The 20,009-nt window shown below is 63.2% G+C and carries 17 protein-coding genes; 12 read left to right on the top strand and 5 right to left on the bottom strand.

From position 1 onward, the window contains the following. The first annotated feature begins 14 nt into the window (after positions 1–14). The 11 genes from denD (at position 15) to JQ575_RS15865 (ending at position 10,347) form a co-directional block, all read left to right on the top strand. Positions 15–998 carry a D-erythronate dehydrogenase gene (denD, locus tag JQ575_RS15915; protein WP_212034175.1) on the top strand — a complete coding sequence of 328 codons (984 nt, stop codon included), beginning with the start codon at positions 15–17 and terminating at the stop codon, positions 996–998. Between the two features lie 33 nt (positions 999–1,031). Then, positions 1,032–1,934, top strand: coding sequence for a sugar kinase (locus JQ575_RS15910; protein ID WP_212034174.1), 903 nt, complete (start codon positions 1,032–1,034; stop codon positions 1,932–1,934). Between the two features lie 39 nt (positions 1,935–1,973). Further along, positions 1,974–2,624 carry a bifunctional 4-hydroxy-2-oxoglutarate aldolase/2-dehydro-3-deoxy-phosphogluconate aldolase gene (gene eda / locus JQ575_RS15905; protein WP_212034173.1) on the top strand — a complete coding sequence of 217 codons (651 nt, stop codon included), beginning with the start codon at positions 1,974–1,976 and terminating at the stop codon, positions 2,622–2,624. A 55-nt stretch (positions 2,625–2,679) separates the two neighbouring features. Continuing rightward, a complete protein-coding gene (locus JQ575_RS15900; protein ID WP_192739716.1) occupies positions 2,680–3,849 on the top strand; it encodes an acetyl-CoA acetyltransferase in 1,170 nt (389 codons plus the stop codon). A 208-nt stretch (positions 3,850–4,057) separates the two neighbouring features. Further along, the gene (locus tag JQ575_RS15895) at positions 4,058–5,260 is read left to right on the top strand and encodes a CaiB/BaiF CoA-transferase family protein (RefSeq protein WP_212034172.1); all 1,203 of its coding nucleotides are present in this window, start codon (positions 4,058–4,060) and stop codon (positions 5,258–5,260) included. Between the two features lie 11 nt (positions 5,261–5,271). Further along, entirely contained in the window at positions 5,272–6,438 is a 1,167-nt protein-coding gene (locus tag JQ575_RS15890; RefSeq protein WP_192739714.1) for an acyl-CoA dehydrogenase family protein, read from the top strand. Positions 6,439–6,589: 151 nt separating this feature from the next. After that, entirely contained in the window at positions 6,590–7,726 is a 1,137-nt protein-coding gene (locus JQ575_RS15885) for a thiolase family protein (protein WP_212034199.1), read from the top strand. Next, entirely contained in the window at positions 7,723–8,073 is a 351-nt protein-coding gene (locus JQ575_RS15880) for a Zn-ribbon domain-containing OB-fold protein (protein WP_212034171.1), read from the top strand. The genes JQ575_RS15885 and JQ575_RS15880 overlap by 4 nt, the downstream gene beginning before the upstream one ends. Positions 8,074–8,574: 501 nt before the next feature. Continuing rightward, positions 8,575–9,102 carry a carboxymuconolactone decarboxylase family protein gene (locus JQ575_RS15875; RefSeq protein WP_212034170.1) on the top strand — a complete coding sequence of 176 codons (528 nt, stop codon included), beginning with the start codon at positions 8,575–8,577 and terminating at the stop codon, positions 9,100–9,102. After that, entirely contained in the window at positions 9,103–9,567 is a 465-nt protein-coding gene (locus JQ575_RS15870) for a nuclear transport factor 2 family protein (protein WP_212034169.1), read from the top strand. It abuts the gene before it with no gap. A 60-nt stretch (positions 9,568–9,627) separates the two neighbouring features. Beyond that, positions 9,628–10,347 (top strand): class I SAM-dependent methyltransferase, encoded by a 720-nt coding sequence (locus JQ575_RS15865; RefSeq protein ID WP_212034168.1) that lies wholly within the window; start codon positions 9,628–9,630, stop codon positions 10,345–10,347. 2 nt (positions 10,348–10,349) lie between these two features. Here JQ575_RS15865 and JQ575_RS15860 read toward each other — a convergent pair whose 3' ends face one another. Then, complete coding sequence (locus JQ575_RS15860; RefSeq protein WP_212034167.1) at positions 10,350–11,606, bottom strand: Hsp70 family protein; 1,257 nt, start codon at positions 11,604–11,606, stop codon at positions 10,350–10,352. 234 nt (positions 11,607–11,840) lie between these two features. Between JQ575_RS15860 and JQ575_RS15855 the strand changes: the two genes are divergently transcribed. Further along, the gene (locus JQ575_RS15855) at positions 11,841–14,177 is read left to right on the top strand and encodes a Tex family protein (RefSeq protein WP_212034166.1); all 2,337 of its coding nucleotides are present in this window, start codon (positions 11,841–11,843) and stop codon (positions 14,175–14,177) included. Between the two features lie 17 nt (positions 14,178–14,194). On the opposite strand, the gene glsA is transcribed toward JQ575_RS15855, so the two are convergent. The 4 genes from glsA to JQ575_RS15835 all read right to left on the bottom strand — a co-directional run bounded on the left by glsA (position 14,195) and on the right by JQ575_RS15835 (position 19,899). Then, positions 14,195–16,042, bottom strand: a complete 1,848-nt coding sequence (glsA, locus tag JQ575_RS15850) for a glutaminase A (RefSeq protein ID WP_212034165.1) — start codon at positions 16,040–16,042, stop codon at positions 14,195–14,197. A 22-nt stretch (positions 16,043–16,064) separates the two neighbouring features. After that, entirely contained in the window at positions 16,065–18,308 is a 2,244-nt protein-coding gene (locus JQ575_RS15845; protein ID WP_212034164.1) for a TRAP transporter permease, read from the bottom strand. 48 nt (positions 18,309–18,356) lie between these two features. Continuing rightward, complete coding sequence (locus tag JQ575_RS15840; protein ID WP_212034163.1) at positions 18,357–19,520, bottom strand: TAXI family TRAP transporter solute-binding subunit; 1,164 nt, start codon at positions 19,518–19,520, stop codon at positions 18,357–18,359. A 157-nt stretch (positions 19,521–19,677) separates the two neighbouring features. Continuing rightward, positions 19,678–19,899, bottom strand: coding sequence for an acetyl-CoA carboxylase biotin carboxyl carrier protein subunit (locus JQ575_RS15835; protein WP_192739703.1), 222 nt, complete (start codon positions 19,897–19,899; stop codon positions 19,678–19,680). Positions 19,900–20,009: the final 110 nt, after the last annotated feature.

Genomic DNA, 20,009 nt, shown 5'->3' with positions numbered 1-20,009 from the left:
AAAGGAGACGGGTCTTGCACATTCTTATTCTGGGTGCCGCCGGCATGGTCGGCCGCAAGCTGACCGAGCAACTGCTGCACGACGGGCGCCTCGGCAAGCAAGACATCACCCGCATGACGCTGCAGGACGTGGTGGCGCCGACCAAGCCGGCCAGCTCGATCCCGGTCAATGTCGTTGCTTCCGATTTTGCCGATGCTGGCGCCGCCGCGCCGCTGATCGCCGAACGGCCTGACGTGATCTTCCATCTCGCCGCCATCGTGTCGGGGGAGGCGGAGGCCGAATTCGACAAGGGTTACCGGATCAATCTCGACGGTACGCGGTATCTGATCGACGCGATCCGCGCGATCGGCGGCGGCTACAAGCCGCGGCTGGTGTTCACATCCTCGATCGCGGTGTTCGGCGCGCCATTCCCCGAAAAGATCGGCGACGAGTTCTTCCATACGCCATTGACGAGCTACGGCACCCAGAAGTCGATCTGCGAACTCCTGATCAACGACTACACCCGCAAGGGCCTGCTCGACGGCATCAGCATCCGCCTGCCGACGATCTGCGTGCGGCCGGGCAAGCCGAACAAGGCGGCGTCCGGATTTTTCTCCAACATCATCCGCGAGCCGCTGGCGGGCGAGGAGGCGGTGCTGCCGGTGACCGAAGACGTGCGGCATTGGCACGCCTCGCCGAAATCGGCGGTCGGCTTTCTCATGCACGCCGGCACCATGGACCTCAACGCCATGGGCGCGCGGCGCAATCTCAGCATGCCCGGGATGTCGGTGACCGTCGGCGAACAGATCGCCGCCCTCGACCGCGTCGCCGGCAAGAACGTCACCGCGCGCATCAAGCGGGTGCCCGATCCGACCATCATCAGCATCGTCAGCGGCTGGCCGCGCGATTTCGTCACCGACCGCGCGCTCAAGCTCGGCTTCACCACGGCCGAGAAGACTTTTGATGACATCATCCGGATTCACATCGCGGATGAGCTCGGCGGCAAGTTCGCTGCCTGACGTGTCGACACGCGTTGCCGCATGGACGCGGTCATGACCAGGGTAGCCTGCATCGGCGAATGCATGATCGAGCTGAAGCAGGCCGAGCACGGCCTGTTTTCGCGCGGCTATGGCGGCGACACGCTCAATACCGCCGTCTATCTGGCCCGGCTTGGCGCCGGCACCGATTACATCACCGCACTCGGCGACGATACGCTGAGCGATGAGATGATCGCGGGCTGGGCGGCGGAAGGCGTTGGCACGGCACGGGTGTCCCGATTGCCAGGCAAATTGCCCGGCCTCTACATGATCCAGACCGACGACAAAGGTGAGCGTCGTTTCTTTCACTGGCGCGAGAGCGCCGCCGCACGCAGCCTGATGGATCTGCCGGAGACGGCGGATATCCTGAATTCACTGGCGAGTTACGGCATCGTTTATCTCTCGGCGATCACGCTGTCGCTTTACAATGACGTTGGCCGGGCGCGGTTGTTCTCGGGGATCAAGCGCGCCCGCGAAGCCGGGGCACGGTTTGCCTTCGATACCAATTTTCGTGCCCGCGGCTGGCCCGACCTGAATGTGGCCCGCGCCGTCTATCAGGATGCATTCGATCTCGCCGATATCGTGTTGGCCTCGACCGAGGATTTGCTGCCGCTCTATCCCGGTGAAAGCCACGATGGCTTACTGGCGCGTATTCCGGGCGGGGAGGTCGTGCTAAAACTTTCCGAACCCGCGAGCATCCTTCGTCTCGACGGCGTCTTGCATCGGACCCAGGCCGAGCCGCTGACGAAACCCGTCGTCGATACCACTGCGGCGGGTGACAGTTTTGCAGCCGCCTACATCGCCGCACGGCTTGCGGGTGCGGAGCCGGTTGAGGCCGCGCGGGCCGGGCACCGTCTTGCCGGAGTTGTGGTATGTCACCCCGGTGCGATTATCCCGCGCACGGCGATGCCGGCCTGATATCGTGGGCGGACCGACAAACTCAGGCAAGGCGACCCTATGAACGTGACAGCAAGGCAGGAAAAGCTCGCGGCTTTGGTGAAGTCCGCCACCGTCATACCGGTGCTGACCATCGAGCGGCTGGAAGACGCGGTGCCGCTGGCCAGGGCGCTGGTTGCCGGCGGCGTGCGCGTGCTGGAAGTGACGCTGCGTACGCCGGTGGCGATCGAGGCCGCCAAGGCCATGATTGCGGACGTGCCGGACGCCATCGTCGGGATCGGCACCATCCTGAATCCCGATGATCTCAAGCGGGCTGAGGCGCTCGGCGCCAAGTTCGGCATTAGCCCCGGAGCGACGCCCGAGTTGCTGAAGGCTGCGGCCGCCAGCGACCTGCCGTTCGCGCCGGGGATCGCGACCGCGTCCGAACTGATGCAGGCGCTGGCGCACGGGTTTGACCTCGTCAAATTCTTCCCGGCGGAACAGTCCGGCGGTATCAAGGCACTGCGTGCGCTCGCGGGTCCGTTCCCGAACATCAGGGTTTGCCCGACCGGCGGCATTGGCGAGGCCAATGCGGCGTCCTGGCTGGCTGAGCCGAATGTGCTGGCCGTCGGCGGTTCCTGGCTCTGCCCGGCGGCGGATATAAGGTCCGGCAACTGGGCCGGCATTTCAGCCATGTGCGCGCGGGCGATGAAAACGCTGAAACCGGCGTGAAGTATTTTTTCCGATAGGGTACAAAACCGGCCGAACCGGAACAGGGAGAACGAACATGACAGCCAGCATCGTGGGATGGGCGCATACGCCATTCGGCAAATTCGACGCGGAAACCGTTGAAAGCCTGGTGGTGAAGGTAGCGACCGACGCAATGGCCGATGCCGGCATTTCCGCTGAGGACGTCGATGAAATCGTGCTCGGCCATTTCAACGCCGGCTTCTCGCCGCAGGATTTTACCGCCTCACTGGTGCTGCAGGCCGACCCAAAGCTGCGCTTCAAGCCGACCACGCGGGTCGAGAATGCCTGCGCCACCGGCTCGGCCGCGGTGCATCAGGGCATCCGCGCGATTGCCGCGGGTGCGGCCAAGATCGTGCTGGTGGTCGGCGTCGAGCAGATGACGCGCACGCCGGGTCCGGAGATCGGCAAGTACCTGCTCAAGGCGTCCTATCTGCCCGAGGACGGCGACACGGTCGGCGGTTTCGCCGGGGTGTTCGGCAAGATCGCGCAGAGCTATTTCCAGAAGTATGGCGACCAGTCCGATGCGCTGGCGATGATCGCGGCGAAGAACCACAAGAACGGCGTCGCCAATCCCTATGCGCAGATGCGCAAGGACTTTGGCTATGAGTTCTGCCGTGCCGAGAGCGAGAAGAACCCGTTCGTCGCCGGTCCCCTGAAGCGCACCGATTGCTCGCTTGTGTCGGATGGCGCAGCAGCGCTGGTGCTGACGGATTCGGAGACCGCCAAGACCATGGGCAAGGCGGTGAATTTCCGCGCCACCGCGCATGCGCAGGATTTCCTGCCGATGTCCAAGCGCGACATCCTGCAGTTCGAAGGCTGCACGGTCGCATGGCAGCGCGCGCTGCAGCAGGCCGGCGTCAGCCTTTCCGATCTGTCGTTCGTCGAAACCCATGACTGCTTCACCGTCGCCGAGCTGATCGAATATGAAGCGATGGGCCTGACGCCGCGCGGGCAGGGCGCCCGCGCCATCAAGGAAGGCTGGACACAGAAGGACGGCAAGCTGCCGGTCAATCCGTCCGGCGGCCTCAAAGCCAAGGGCCACCCGATCGGCGCCACCGGCGTCTCCATGCATGTGATGAGCGCCATGCAGCTGGTCGGCCAGGCACCCGAGGGGATGCAGCTGAAGAATCCAAAACTCGCCGGCATCTTCAACATGGGTGGCGCCGCGGTGGCGAACTACGTCTCGGTGCTGGAGCCGGGGAAGTAAGGCGCGGACAAACGTAGGGTGGGCAAAGCGGAGCGTGCCCACCATTCAAGATGTCGCTGTCGATAGATGGTGGGCACGGCGCTGTCGCGCCTTTGCCCACCCTACGAAATCCCGCCGCGCATACGTCCATACGCCGGACGCCCTTGCTCTTCGTTTCACCCTGCCGTTACTAGATGGGGAATAAACGACATCCGGGAGCGAATTGGGCATGGGACCGCTAAAAGGCATCAAGGTCGTCGACATGACGTCCGTGCTGATGGGGCCCTTTGCCACCCAGACGCTCGGCGATTACGGCGCCGACATCATCAAGGTGGAATCGCATGATGGCGACGTCACGCGGCAGATCGGGCCGACGCGGCATCCCGGCATGGGGCCGGTGTTCCTTAACACCAACCGCAACAAGCGCAGCATCTGCCTCGACCTGAAGAAGCCGGCCGGCCGCGACGCCGTGCTGCGGCTGATCGCGAAGGCCGACGTGCTGGTCTACAATGTGCGCCCGCAGGCGATGGCGCGGCTGCAGCTCGGCTACGACGTGGTCTCGAAGGTCAACCCGCGTTTGATCTATGCCGGCGTGTTCGGTTTCGGCCAGGATGGGCCTTATGCCGCCAAACCCGCTTATGACGATCTGATCCAGGGCGCCACCGCGCTGCCGGCGCTGATGGCGCAGACCGGCGATGGCGTGCCGCGTTATGTTCCCAATGCTTTGGTCGACCGCATCGTCGGTCTCACCGCGGTCGGCGCGATCTGCGCCAGCCTGGTCGACCGCGACCGCACCGGGCGCGGCCAGCGCGTCGACATCCCCATGTTCGAGACCATGGCGAGTTTTGTGATGGGCGACCACATGGGCGGGCTCACCTATGATCCGCCGCTCGACAAGGGCGGCTACGCCCGGCATCTGTCGCCGGACCGGCGGCCCTACAAGACCTCCGACGGCTACATCTGCGTGATCGTCTACAACGACAAGCAGTGGACGAATTTCTTCGCCGCCACCGGCCGCGACGATCTGCGCACCAATCCGAAATTCGCGACCTTTGCCGGCCGCGCCAGCAACATCGACACCGTCTATGCCGAACTGGCGCGTATCCTTGAGACCAAGAGCACGGCCGAATGGACCGCCATTCTGGAGAAGGCCGACGTGCCTGTCATGCCGATGCATGATCTCGAAAGCCTGCTGCAGGACCCGCACATAACAGCGACCGATTTCGCTCCCGTGATCGATCATCCGACCGAGGGACGGATCCGCAACATGCGGTCGTCAGCGCGGTGGTCGGAGACGCCGGTGGAGATGACGCGGCTGGCGCCGCGCCTCAGCGAGCACAGCGCCGAGATTTTGCAGGAAGCAGGTTTTTCGGCCGACGAGATTGCCGCCCTGGTTAGCGACGGCGTCACCAAGGTCGTATCAAACAGCTAAGGACCTAGACCATGGATTTCGCGCTGTCGGCCAACCAGGAATCGATCCGCGACGCGATCGGGAAAATCTGTTCTCGCTTTGACGACGCCTATTGGCTGAAGAAGGACAAGGAAGGCGGCTATCCCGCCGATTTCCACCGCGCGCTGGCCGATGCCGGCTGGCTCGGCATCTGCATTCCAGAGGAGTATGGCGGCTCAGGGCTCGGCATCACCGATGCGGCGATCATGATGCGGACGATCTCGGAGTCGGGCGCCGGCATGTCGGGCGCTTCGGCGGTGCACATGAACGTGTTCGGGCTCAATCCCGTGGTCGTGTTCGGCACCAAGGAGCAATGCACGCGCATGCTGCCGCCGATCATCGACGGCCGCGACAAATCCTGCTTTGCGGTGACCGAACCCAATACCGGGCTCAATACCACGCAGCTCAAAACCCGCGCCGTGCGCAAGGGCGACAAATATATCGTCAACGGCCAGAAGGTCTGGATCTCGACAGCCCAGGTCGCCAACAAGATATTGCTGCTGGCGCGCACCACGCCGCTGGAAGAGGTGAAGACGCCGACGCAGGGCCTGAGCCTGTTCTATACGGATTTCGACAAGCAGCGCGTCGCCGTGCACGAGATCGAGAAGATGGGCCGCAAGCCGGTCGATTCCAACGAATTGTTCTTCGAGAACTTTGAAATTCCGGTCGAGGATCGCCTCGGCGAGGAAGGCCGCGGCTTCGAATATATCCTGCACGGCATGAATCCCGAGCGCATCCTGATCGCAGCCGAAGCCGTCGGGCTCGGCCAGGTCGCGCTGTCGCGCGCGTCGGCCTATGCCAAGAACCGCATCGTGTTCAATCGCCCGATCGGCATGAACCAGGGCATCCAGCATCCGCTCGCGAAAAATTGGATGGAACTGGAAGCCGCATGGCTGATGGTGCTTTCCGCCGGCTGGCAATACGACCAGGGCATGCCGTGCGGCCCGGCGGCCAATGCCGCGAAATATCTCGCGGCCGAAGCGGGGTTTCATGCCTGCGAGCAAGCCGTCATGACCCATGGCGGTTTCGGTTACGCCAAGGAATATCACGTCGAGCGTTATTTGCGGGAATCCCTGATCCCGCGCATCGCCCCGATCAGCCCGCAGCTCATTCTCAGCTTTATTGCCGAGAAGGTGCTGGGCCTGCCGAAGTCGTATTGAGAATGAGTGCCGGATTTCTCAATTTGTCATTCCGGGACGCGCCACTTGGCGCAGGCCCGGAATCCATTGATCCACATGCGATGGCGGCGAAATGGATTCAGGGCTCGCGCTTCGCGTGCCCCGGAATGACAAGGAGTGGGAGAGCCGCACCATGAGCTTCATCACCGGTGTCGGACTGACGTCATACGGCAAGCACGAAGGCTCCTCCTCGCTCGACCTCATGAGCAAGGCGGCCGAGATGGCGATTGCCGATGCCGGACTGAAACGCTCCGAAATCGACGGCATCCTCTGCGGCTACTCAACGGTTTCGCCGCACATCATGCTGGCGACCGTGTTCGCCGAGCATTTCGGCATCCGGCCGTCCTATGCCCACGCCGTACAGGTCGGCGGCGCCACCGGGCTCGCGATGACCATGCTGGCGCATCACCTGGTCGATGCGGGAATCGCAAAACATGTGCTGGTGGTCGGCGGCGAAAACCGCCTGACGGGGCAAAGCCGTGACGCCTCGATCCAGGCGCTGGCCCAGGTCGGGCACCCCGACTATGAGGTGACGCTGGGGCCGACGATCCCGGCCTATTACGGCCTCGTCGCGTCGCGCTACATGCACGAATACGGCGTTACCCAGGAAGACCTCGCCGAATTTGCGGTGCTGATGCGTGCCCATGCATTGACCCATCCCGGCGCTCAGTTCCACGAGGCGATCACGGTCGCCGACGTGATGGCGTCAAAGCCGGTGGCAATGCCGCTTAAGCTGCTTGATTGCTGCCCGGTGTCCGATGGCGGCGCGGCGTTTGTGATCAGCCGCGAGCGCACAGGTTCAGCCGGCGTTAAGGTGCGTGGCGCCGCACAGGCGCATACCCATCAGCATGTCACGGCGGCACCAGCCTTGAGTGAGCTCGGCGCCGAGATTTCGATCGCGAAAGCCAAAGCCGCATCCGGCCTTGCGATTTCCGACGTGCGCTATGCCGCGGTTTACGACAGTTTCACCATCACGCTGGCGATGCTGCTGGAGGATCTCGGCCTCGCAAAACGCGGCGAGGCGGCCGCAAAGGTGCGGGCAGGGTACTTCAGCCGCGACGGTGAGATGCCGCTCAACACCCATGGCGGCCTGCTGAGTTACGGTCATTGCGGCGTCGGCGGCGCGATGGCGCATCTGGTCGAAACCCATCTGCAGATGACGGATCGGGCCGGCAGCCGTCAGGTCCGTGATGCCTCGATCGCGCTGCTGCACGGCGACGGCGGCGTGCTGTCGTCCCATGTCAGCATGTTCCTGGAGCGGGTGCGATGAACGCGGATTGGACCAAGGGCGGCGAGGGCATCGTCTATCAATCCTGCGGCGCTTGCGGGAAGGTGCAATATTTCCGCCGCAGCTTTTGCGCGGCGTGTGGCGCGCCGGATCCGGTGGAGAAATCCGCAAGTGGAGCAGGGACGGTCTACGCGACCTCGCTGGTATGCCGCGCCGCGACGCCGGAGACCCGTGCGCACGTTCCCTACAATATTCTGCTGGTCGATACGCCGGAAGGTTTTCGCATGATGGCTCATGGTGACCACGATCTCGCCATCGGCGATAAGGTCAGCGCGACATATCAGCCATTTGCGGGGCGGCTGGTTCCATATTTCGCAAAAGCGAAGTAGCGCATCGCGTTATCGAGCGAAGCCAAATCAAAATGCAAAGCTCCGAAGCAATCCAGAGTGACGCGGAACGGATGTTTTCTGGATTGCTTCGTGACGCCTTTACTCGCAAGCCGCGGTCACCGCGCGTAGAAGATGACGCTGGCGATGACGAGCATTGCCGTCACCGCCAGCATTTGCGCAAGCGCCTCCGAGGCCGCCCTCTTGGTGGCTTCCTTCATGCTTTCTCCCTAGACTTGGGCAAAACTCATCGCTGCGTGACAAGCACGCTGGACGGTCTATTATTTTTTACTCGGAACACCCCGCGACGATTATTCGCTTCGATTGAGTCCCCACTCAGCGAATATCGACCGTGCCAAGTTTGAACAGCAATGCGGCGGCATTTTGGCTCAGGCGCAGCCGGATTTTGCGCGCGTGGTGGCGATTTCCGAGCATAGCCCGGTTGATCCGCTGGGAGCCGCAAGGCATGATCCGCCTGCAAAATCAAAGAAAACAAGGTGAGAAATGGCCCGCATCGAATACAGCGATCCCGCTAAGCACAACGATCGTACCCGCGAAATCCTCGGCAAGAACCGCAATGCCAATATTTTCAGAATGATGGCGCATTCGCCGAGCTATTTCGAGCAATATTGCCGGCTGGGCGGCGCCATCAGGCACAAGGGCGAGCTCGATCCGGTCGTGCGCGAACTTGCCATCACCCGCACCGGCATTCTGTGCGAGGCGCCTTACGAGATCGTCGCGCACAAGCGTATCGGCAAGAGCGTCGGCGTCAGCGACGAGCAGAACGAGGCGTTGGAAAACTGGCAGTCGGCCACATGCTTCAACGAGGTGCAGCGCGCCGCGCTCGCCTTCACCGACGAGATCGTCAAGCTGCACAAGCCGACCGATGCGACCTTCAACGCCATTGCCTCGAAATTGACGCCGGCCGCGCTGGTCGAGCTGCAGCTTTCGGTCGGCTTCTACATCATGACGTCGAAGTTTCTGGAAACGTTTGCCATCGACCTGCAGCCGGCGGCCGAAGTGATTCCATAGGTGGGCGAGAGCATGACTGAAGAGGAGCTCGATGCCTCGGTAAGCGTGGCCATCGCCCGGCTACATCAGGCGATGGCCAGAGTTGCCAATGGTGATGTGTCCGCGATCAAGGCGCTTTATTCGCACACCTCGGAAGCGACCAGCTTCTACGGCTGGGGCGGCTACGAGAAGGGATGGGAAGCGGTGTCTCGGCGGTGGGACTGGGCCGGCGCGAGGTTCAAGGGCGGAACCGTCCGTCACGAGAATATCTCCAAGGTCGTCACCCCTGCGATGTTTTACGTGACCGATATCGAGACCTTCGAAAACCAACGCGTCGCCGACGTCGAAGGCATCACCGGCTGGTCCAATCGGGTTACGCATATCTTTTGCCGCGAGGCCGGCGAATGGCGCCTCGTTCACCGCCATGGCAACCGGCTGGAATCGCAGCACGAGCCATCCACCAAACTTGGCGAAGTTGGCCGCTGAGGCGATGGTTTGCCGTCGGCTTCCATTCAATAACGACTGTGTTCGGATGCGGGTGCCCTCATGAGCAACGGATGCGAGCTTTCGGCGCAAGCCTGGATCGACTCCATGGGCGAGCGCGGCGATTGGGGCCGCGAGCATGTGCTCGATCCGGTCATGGCTGCTCGCGTGGCGGCAGGCCGGTTCGGGCGTGCGCTGGATGTGGGCTGCGGCGAGGGCCGCTTCTGCAGGATGCTGAAGGCCGCCGGCATCGCAGCAACCGGGATCGACCCGACCGGTCAATTGCTGGAGGTAGCAAGGCAACGCGATCCAACCGGCGACTACCGGTCCGGCAATGCCGAGCAGCTTGAATTCGAGGCGGCAAGCTTCGATCTCGTCGTCAGCTACCTCAAGCTAATCGATATCGTCGATTTCAGAACGGCGATCAACGAGATGGCCAGGGTTCTGAAACCCGGCGGCTCGCTGCTGATCGCAAATCTCACCGGCTTCACGTCGGCCACTGCCGATCGGGGGTGGGTGAAAGATGCCGAAGGACGCCATCTTCACTTTCCCGTCGATCGTTACCTCGAAGAATTTCCATTCTGGTTCGAATGGGCGGGAATACGCATCCAGAACTGGCACCGGCCGCTTGCCGCCTACATGACGGCCTTGCTCGAAAGCGGCCTGCAGCTGACGTTTTTCGCGGAGCCCGGACCCGTATCCGGCGAGGCCGTGCATCAGGAACGTGCCCGACGGGTGCCCTGGTTCGTTGTGATGGAGTGGCAGCGGCCTTCCACGGGATGATCTCAGGCCCGCGGCCCGTACCGCCGCAGCGCCTCCAGCGTCAGCCCTTTGCCAACCGCGCCGAACGTGTCGCCTTCGACGAGACGGGCCGCCGGCACCGCCTTCCTGATCGCATTGCGGACATGGGCGAGCTGCACCGAACCACCGGTCAGAAACACCGCGTCGATATCGTCAGGCCCAAGCCCGGCCTGCGTGAGGCAATTCTTGATGCGCGCGGCGATGCGATCGGCCAATTGCCCGGTGTGGCTGACCAGATCGGGGCGGCTGATGCCGGCGTTGAGGCCTGGCATCACCCATTCCAGCGGGATATCGGCGCGGCGCTTGTCCGACAGGGCGATCTTGGCTTCCTCGACCTCCATCAACAGGGTGTGGCCGCGCTGTTCCTCGACCACGCGCGCCAGCCGGTCGAGCAATTCCGGCTCGCTGGCCTCGCGCCGGACCTGGCGGATGTCCGCGAGCACGCGCGGCTCATACATGCGGTTGATGCTCGACCAGGTCGCGAGGTCGTGGAAATAGCTCGAGGGCACGTCGAGCCCGGCACGGCTCATGGCGCTGCCGAAGCCGAACAGCGGCATCACCACGCCGAGGCTGAGCTGACGGTCGAAATCGGTGCCGCCGATCCGCACGCCGTCATTGGCGAGAATGTCGCTTGAGCGGTTGGCCTTGGCGTGGCGTTCGGGCCCAAGGCGAACGATCGAAAAATCCGACGTGCCGCCGCCGATATCGGCGATCAGGGCAACTTCTTCGCTTTCGATCTGGCGCTCATAATCCAGCGCCGCGGCGATCGGCTCGAATTGGAAGGTGACGTCGTCGAAGCCGACTTCTCGCGCGATCTGGCGTAGCGTCTCTTCCGCCTTGCGGTCGGCGTCCGGCGCATTGTCGACGAAATGGACGGGGCGGCCGTGCACGACATCGCGCAGCTCGAGCCCCGTCGCCTGTTCCGCCCGCCGCTTCACCGCGCCGAGGTAATAGGCAATGACGTCGCGAAAGCCGGTCCGCTGGCGCCCGAGCCGGGTGGTTTCGTCGATCAGCGAGGTTCCGAGCACCGATTTGAGGCTGCGCATCAGGCGGCCGGGGGCGCCGTCGACATAGGCGGCGATGGCCTTGCGGCCGATCAGGACGGCGCCATCAACCTCATAGAAGATCGCGCTGGGAATCGTGGTGTAGCCGGCTTCCAGCTCCGCCAGGACCGGCGCCTCGCCTTCGATGGTGCCGAGCGTCGTATTCGACGTTCCGAAATCTAGACCGCAAATGGACATGGACGCTCCAAGGGGAAGCGTCCGTCTACACATTACCGGGCCGACGATCCACACATATATTGGCCCGTAAATAGGGACTTGACCCAACAATTCCGGCCATCCGGGATCGCTGATCCACAGATCAATTTCTTTGCGGTTTCGCTGCCCTGCCGGGTTGATGAATCGATCCGTGGTAGTCCATAAGCGGCGTCCTGCGGCCATCATTCCGCCGCGGCCAGTCTGGAAAGAGGTTGCGTGGCAAACATCAATCGACAGATCGCAGAAGAGCTTGGCGTTCGCGAGCAGCAGATCGAGGCGACGGTCACGTTGCTCGACGGCGGCGCCACGGTCCCGTTCGTGGCGCGCTACCGCAAGGAAATCACCGGCGGGCTCGATGACGCCCAATTGCGCACCCTGGAAGAGCGCCTGACCTATCTGCGTGAGCTTGAAGAGCGCCGCGTTGCGATCCTCAATTCGGTCCGCGAGCAGGGCAAGCTCGACGCCGCGCTGGAAGCCGCGATCATGGCCGCCGACAGCAAGGGGCGGCTGGAAGACATCTATCTGCCGTTCAAGCCGAAGCGCCGCACCAAGGCGGAGATTGCCAAGGAAGCCGGACTTGAGCCGCTATCCGAACTGCTGCTGACACAGCCGCAAAACGATCCGCAGGTGGTAGCCGCCGGTTACGTCGATGCCGAAAAGCAGGTGGCCGATGTGGCCGCGGCGCTCGAAGGCGCGCGCGCGATTTTGGTGGAACGGTTCGCCGAGGACGCCGACCTGATCGGCAGACTGCGCGAGGAGATGTGGTCGAGCGGGGTAATGACCTCGACCGTGCGCAAGGGCAAGAAACTCGAAGGCGAGAAGTTCAAGGATTATTTCGAATACAATGGCGCGCTGCACAAGCTGCCGTCGCACCGCATCCTCGCGCTGTTCCGCGGCGAAAAGGAGGAAATCCTCGAGCTGCAGATATTGCCCGACGCGCAGGTCCCGGTCGCCAACGTGCCGAGCGCGTATGAGCTAAAGATCATGCAGCGCTTCCTGATTTCGGACCAGGGCCGCCCCGGCGACCGCTGGCTGGTCGAGACCGCGCGCTGGGCGTGGCGCACCAAGATCCAGGTGCATCTCAACATCGACCTGCGGATGCGGCTGTGGACCAATGCCGAAACCGAAGGCGTGCGGGTGTTCGCCTCGAATTTGCGTGATCTTCTGTTGGCCGCGCCTGCGGGCGCCCGCGTCACCATGGGGCTAGATCCCGGCTTCCGCTCTGGCGTCAAGGTCGCCATCGTCGACGCCACCGGCAAGGTGGTGGCCACCACGGCGGTCTATCCGCACGAGCCACAGCGGCAGTGGGACGCGGCGCTGGCGACGCTTGGCAAGCTCGCGGTCGCGCACCGCGTCGATCTGATCGCGATTGGCAACGGCACCGCGTCGCGCGAGACCGACAAGCTGGCGACCGAGCTGGTCAAGCTGCTGCCGGACCTGAACATGTCGAAGATCGTGGTGTCGGAAGCCGGCGCGTCGGTCTATTCGGCCTCGGCCTTTGCGTCCGAGGAATTGCCCGAGCTCGACGTCACCCTGCGCGGCGCGGTCTCGATCGCGCGGCGGCTGCAGGATCCGCTGGCTGAACTGGTGAAGATCGATCCCAAGGCGATCGGTGTCGGGCAATACCAGCACGATCTCGGCGAATCCAAGCTGGCGCGTTCGCTCGATGCCGTGGTCGAGGATTGCGTCAACGCCGTCGGCGTCGATGCCAACACGGCGTCCGCGCCGCTGCTTGCGCGGGTGTCGGGCATCGGCGCGGGTCTGGCGCAGAGCATCGTGCAGCACCGCGACGCCAATGGCCCGTTCAAGTCCCGCAAGGGGCTGAAGGAAGTGCCGCGGCTCGGCCCGAAGGCGTTCGAACAGTGCGCCGGCTTCCTGCGCATCCAGGGCGGCGAGGATCCGCTCGATGCCTCCGGCGTGCATCCGGAAGCCTATCCGGTGGTGCGCAAGATTCTGACCGCGACCAAGAGCGACATCAAGGCGCTGATCGGCAATGCCGAGATCGTGCGCCAGCTGAAGCCGCAGAATTTCGTCGACGACACGTTCGGTCTGCCGACGGTGACCGACATCCTGCGCGAGCTGGAAAAGCCTGGCCGCGATCCGCGCCCGGCCTTCAAGGCGGCGGTGTTCAAGGAGGGCGTCGAGGAGATCAAGGATCTCAAGCGCGGCATGATCCTTGAGGGCACAGTCACCAACGTCGCGGCGTTCGGCGCCTTCGTCGATATCGGCGTGCACCAGGACGGGCTGGTGCACATCTCGGCGATGTCGAAGACTTTCATCAAGGATCCGCGCGAGGTGGTGAAGCCGGGCGACATCGTCAAGGTGAAGGTGCTGGAGGTCGAGGTGGCCCGCAAGCGCATCGCGCTGACGCTGCGTCTCGACGACGAGGTCGGCGACAAGGGTCCAAAACTGTCGGACACCAAGATGCGCGAATACTCAAAGGCATCGATGACGTCGTCAGCGCCGCGCAAGCCGCAGGAAGCTGGGGGCGGCGGTGCACTCGCCGAAGCGTTGCGCCGCGCTGCGGAGAAAAGCGGGCGGGGCAAGACTTAAGTCTCAAGTCCGTAGCCCTAATTCGACGTCAGCAAATTCACCTTCGCGTTGGCGAGGATCAGGCGGTCGGCCAGCAGTTGCGCGAGGTTGCGCATGATCCGCTCGCCGGCGCGGGGATGCTGCTCGCGAAAACGTTCGAAATCGCGGAGCGGGACCTCAAAGGCGGTCGCCGACATATCGGCCAGCACATCGGCGGAGCGGCGCTGTTCCAGCAGGGCCATCTCGCCGTAAGGCATTCCCGCCGTCAGTGTCGCCAGCCGGATGCCGTCGGGCAGGGTGACGTGCACCACGCCACTCCTGAGGAAAAACAGCGAGGTGGCGGGATCGCCGGCGGCGATGATCTTTTCGCCGGGCTGATAGGTTCTGATGGTGCAGAGCGAGCTCAGATCGGTCAGTTCCTCGTCCGTCAATCCCGCCAGCAGCGGCTGTTCGGACAGTTCCGTCGTCTCGAAAAAATCGATCGAGCCGCCATGGCGAAACACCACCTGGTCTTCCGCCCATTCGATCGCGGCATCGAGCAGGAAATAGTACCGCATGTTCGACAGGCTGCCGGTCCGCTCCGCGATCGGCTGCCATTCGGCGTCGGCCCGCTTGATGCCGGACACGATCACGGTGACCTGATAGGCCGCCAGCTCGCGAAACTCCTCGGCCAGCAAGCGGGCGCCGGCAGGGGTCATTGACGTGACCCGACGAAAATCAAAGATGACGAATTGCGGGCGCGGCTTGGCCACGAGCCGGCGCGCGATATAGTCGACGTTCGATAGCGACAGCGTGCCCATCAGTTCGATGACGCGGACGTCCTGATAATGCGCGGCGAGGATGGTTTGCTCGTGCGGGCGGCGGCTGCGCCGTGACGGATTTTCGCCGATGTCGTAATCGGCAATGATGGCGTTGCGCGCGTTGTCGCTGCGGTTGAGCATGTGCAGGTCGTAATGCGCCGACAGCGCCTCGCAGACCTTGATGCCCCGCACGCTGTTGCCGTGCTTGTCGAGTTTGGGCGAATAGCTGCCGAGCCCGATCCGCGCCGGCAATGCGGCCAGAATGCCGCCGCCGACGCCGCTCTTGGCGGGGATGCCGACGCGGTAGATCCATTCGCCGGCATAGTCATACATGCCGGAACTGGTCATGACCGACAGCGTCCGCGAGATCGCGTAAGGCGTCATCACCTGTTCGCCGGTCACCGGATTGATGCCGCGATTGGCCAGTGTCGCCGCCATCACGGCGATGTCGCGCGCGTTGACCAGGATTGCGCATTGCCGGAAATAGACCTCCAGCACTGAGCTGACATTGTCCGTGATGACCGCGTTGGTGCGCAGGAGATAGCCGATCGCCCGGTTGCGGTCGCCGGTCAGGCTCTCGGACGAATACACGGCGTCGTCGACGCCAAGCTCACGGCCGGCAAAGCGCCCCAAGGCCTGGCGGATGTATTCGAAGGCGCCGTCGCCCTTGGCCTCATAGATCAGCCCGGAGCAGGCGATGGCGCCCGCATTGACCATCGGATTGAAAGGGTGGTTCTCGGCGTTGAGGCGGATCGAGTTGAAGGGGTCGCCCGAGGGCTCGACGCCGATCACGCTCTCCACCCGTGCGGCGCCCAGCGTGTCCAGCGCCAGCGCGAACACAAAGGGCTTTGACATCGACTGGATGGTGAAGGGGACCTGTGTGTCGCCGACCTCGTAGACATGGCCGTCGAGGGTCGCGAGGCTGATGCCAAAATGGGCAGGGTCGGCCTTCCCCAGCTCAGGGATGTAGTCGGCGACCACCCCGCTGGTCTCAGGCAGGTATTCGGCATGGCAGCCGTCGAGAAACCGCAGCAAAGGCGGTTTCGAACTGGTCCAGGCTAGGGCGCCGTTGGGCGATACTGTCATCGCCTACCGTTTTGCCGCGCAATTACGGGGCGCGCAACTGGTTCGGCAACAGACTTTGGCGCCGGCACAACAGGAAGGCGACCAGCACCGTCGGGATCAGGATGGCCAATCCAAGGCAGGTGATCTGCAATTGCGAGATCGGCATGATGCCGCCGCCGGGCGTCGCGATCACGAAGCCGCCGATCACCAGCAGCACGCGCAGCGGCCATTCCAGCGCGCCGGCGCCGCGGAGGTCGCCGACATAGGCCTGATAGCCCTGGATACCGCCGCATATGAAGATGATGCCAAAACACGCCAGTCCCGTCAGCCCGAGCGCTTCCAGATAGGGGTTGTTCCCCTGCAGCAGCAATGCGGGGTTCAGCACGAAGAAGAACGGGATGAAATAGATGATGCTGCCTACCCACATGCTCTCCCATCCCGTCTTCATCGCGGGTGCACCGGCGATGCCGGCCGCGGCAAAGGAGGCGATGGCGACCGGCGGCGTGATCGCCGACAGCATGCCCCAGTAGAAGATGAACATGTGCACGGCCATCTTGTTGAGCCCGAGCTTTTCCAGCGCGGGGGCCACCAGGATGGCGAGGAAGATGTAGCAGGACGTCGTGGTCAGCCCGAGCCCGAGGATCAGGCTGGTGAATGCGCACATGATGAGCAGCAGGAAGGCGTCGCCGCCGGCGATGTTCAGGAGGTCGTTGGCAAGGCTCGAAATCACGCCGGTGAGCGAGAACGCACCGATCAGAAGGCCGCAGCCGGCGAGAATGGCGATCAGCTCGACGAAGGTCTTGCCGTTCAGTTCGAGGAACTGCAGCCAGCGCGCGCCGCCCCAGTTCTTGCCCGGAAAGAATTCGTTCAGCGCGGCGAGCAGGCACATGCCCCAGAGGATGGCGTTGAGCACGTCGAACCAGAACATCAGCCCGGTGGCGACGATCGAGAGCACGAGCACCGCCGTATTTCCGCGCTTCCATGGTGCCGGTCCCGACCATTGATGCAGGATCACCAGCAGTACGGATGCGTAAAACGGCGCGTGGCTTTCGCGCTTGAAGTGCAGCAACATGACCACGAGGATCGCGATGACAAAGAGGTAGTACCAGCCTTCCTTGAAGGCATCCCAGAAGCGCGGAAGTTCCTCCCGCGGCAGCCCCTTCAGCTTGTGGCGCGCGGCGTAGGCGTCGACCTGCGCGAACAGGCCGACATAATACAGGATCGAGGGGATGGTCGCGGCGAGCGCGACGTCGGCATAGCTGGTGTTCATGAACTGCGCCATAACGAACGCGGTGGCGCCGAGCACCGGCGGCGCCAGCACGGCGCCGGTCGATGCGCAGGCTTCGATCGCGGCGGAGTAGGATGGCGTAAAGCCGGTTTTCTTCATCGCCGGGATGGTCATGGTGCCGGCCGTCAGCACGTTGGAGACGATGCTGCCGCCGACCGTGCCGAGCAGTCCGCTGGCAAAGACACAGACCTTGGCGGCGCCGCCACGGAACGTTCCGCACATCGCGAATGCAATGTTGATGAAGAATTTTCCGGCGCCGGTCATCATCAGCGCGGTGCCGAACACCAGGAAGCCGATCACCGTGTCGGCGAAGGCCTGGACCGGAATGCCGAGCAGGCTTTCGCCGGACAGGGTGTGATAGGCGGTGGTCTGTTCCAGGTTCGATTGGGTGCCGCGGAACGGTCCGAGCCATTTGGAATCGGCGAACATCGGATACAGCGTGAAGGGAAGCACGCTGAGCAGGAGGCTCCAGCCGCCGGTGCGCCGCAGCGCCTCCATCAGCACGAACCACATCACCAGGCCGGCTGCGATCACCGGCGTCGGCGCGCCGCCGAATTCCCAGCCTGCCGACGCCGCCTTGCGGACGTTCATCATCAGGTAGATCGCCGCGCCGAATGTCAGCAGGAACAGCGCGATGTCATACCAGGGCATCCGCTCGATGCTTGCCTTCTCCGAACCTGGAAAGATCAGGAACGTGAAAGGCAGCATCAACGCGATCAGCAGATAGAAATACTCGGTGTTGAGCTGCGTGTAGTCGATGAAGAACCGCAATGAGAATTGCTGGTTCACGCAGAGCAGGATCGTCACCGCGGTCAGGACGATCAGCAACCAGCGCCAGCCGCCTTTCAGCGTTCGGATGCGCGAGACCTCGGCTTCCTGCAGGTCGGCCACCGCGACAAGCGGATCGGCCAATTCGATGGCCGGCTCGGCCGGGCCTCCGCCGGTCGGCGACGACACGGCGCGCGGCTGCTGCGCTCTATCGGATGGAGGAAGCGTCATTCATCTGTTCCAATAGTTGCGAGCGATCGTGCGCAGGTTTGCGATGCTTTATTCGAATCCGTTCGGCATGCCGGCTTTGGCAAGCGCTGCGGCGCGAGCCTTCATCCAGCCATCAAGAAATGCCTTTTCATCCGACGGCGGGCTGGCTTTGCCGTAGTCGGCCCACGCCGCGGCCAGAACGGCCTGCCGTTTGAACAGCGCATTGTTGTGGGCCTCCTGGTCGTCGCTCCATTGGCCGGCTTCCTTCATCGCCTTCACCGCGCCGGGATGCAGGGGCACCGCCCAGTTTTTGGTCTGGCGGTCGGCCGCCAGACCGGCGGCGCCGGCGGCGGCATCCTTGTAGAGGTCGTAGCCCGTGATCATTGCCTTGGTCACGGCATAGACCTGATCAGCCGGCTGCGATCCATAGACGACGAAAATGGGATACGGATAATTTCCGAGTTCGATCGGCTTTTCCTTGGAAATGCCGGCGCCGCAGGTGGCGACATGCGGGAAGAAGAAGGAGCCGACTTTCTTGACCCGTTCCCATCCGGCCTTGTCGCTGTGCGGGAGCGGGGGCCAGACGATGCCGCGCGGCGAGGTCTCGGCTTCCTTTGCCGGGGCGGTGATGGTGGTCGCGAAGGCGGCGTCGACGTCGTTGTTGATCAAGCCCTTCCACATCGCGCCGTAGCTGGAGAATTCCACCGCCTTGACGTCGCTCTGCTTGAGATCGCCGAACGCCAGGATCGCAAGCGCATTCTGGTTCAGCGCCGGGGAGCCGACGACGAATCCGACCCGCTTTCCGCGGAGGTCCTTGACCTCCTTGACCCCGGTATCGCGGGCGACGCCGAGCGAACCTGCGTTGCAGTCGACCGACGAGAGCACCAGTTGCAAGGCTTGCGGCCCCCATTCCTTGGCGCCGAATTCGAACACGCCTTCCTGCGCGAAATAGGTGCCGGACCCCATCGCCGAAGACATCGCGCGACCGGCGCGCAAGGGCGCGAGGCGCGCCACGTCATTGCCTGCGGGGAGGACCCGCAGGTCGGTGCCGTATTTGTCCTTCATCATCTTGCCGACGGCGACCGCAATGTTGAATCCGGCGGTACCGGTATCATAGGCGGTGAACGTCATGGTCGGCGGCAGCTTGACGTCCTGGGCCAGCGCCGGCGCAAACGCCATGAGCGAGATGCCTGCGAGTGCGGCAGGCGCAAAGTTCGACGGTCGACAGTTCATGTTTCCCCCAAATTGTTTCGCTAGATGAAACTTTTTTCGATTGGGATGATGTCATCGCAGCATTGCGATGGCAACGTCCGAGCACGTTCATGTCCGCCATTATGCCAGTTGCACTGGCGGACAGATCGTCACGCATCAAAAGTATGACGCAAAATGCCTAGGCTTCGACGATCGCGACCACCTGTCCTTCAGCGATCACGTCGTCGAGTTTGACCAGAATTGCCTTGATTTTCCCGGTAATTGTCGAGGTTACCGGGATTTCCATTTTCATCGCTTCGACGAATGCAATCTCGTCGCCGTCGCCAACACTCGCTCCGGCTTCTGCGGCCAGCGCGCACACGCGTCCGGCGACTTCGGTCACAATCTTGATCTCTGGCATGCCACCCTCCGGGACCGTGTGACGTGACAATTTCGTCCCGCGAACGGCTTTTTGTTGTGGCCGCAGATTGCCTGAGGTAGCTTGATCTGCAAGTGGAATTTTATTCCGCA

The sequence above is a fragment of the Bradyrhizobium sp. JYMT SZCCT0428 genome (assembly GCF_018131075.1).
Lineage (GTDB): Bacteria > Pseudomonadota > Alphaproteobacteria > Rhizobiales > Xanthobacteraceae > Bradyrhizobium.
The sequence above is the reverse complement of the archived record's forward strand: the minus strand, read 5'-3'. Positions and strand labels throughout refer to the sequence as shown.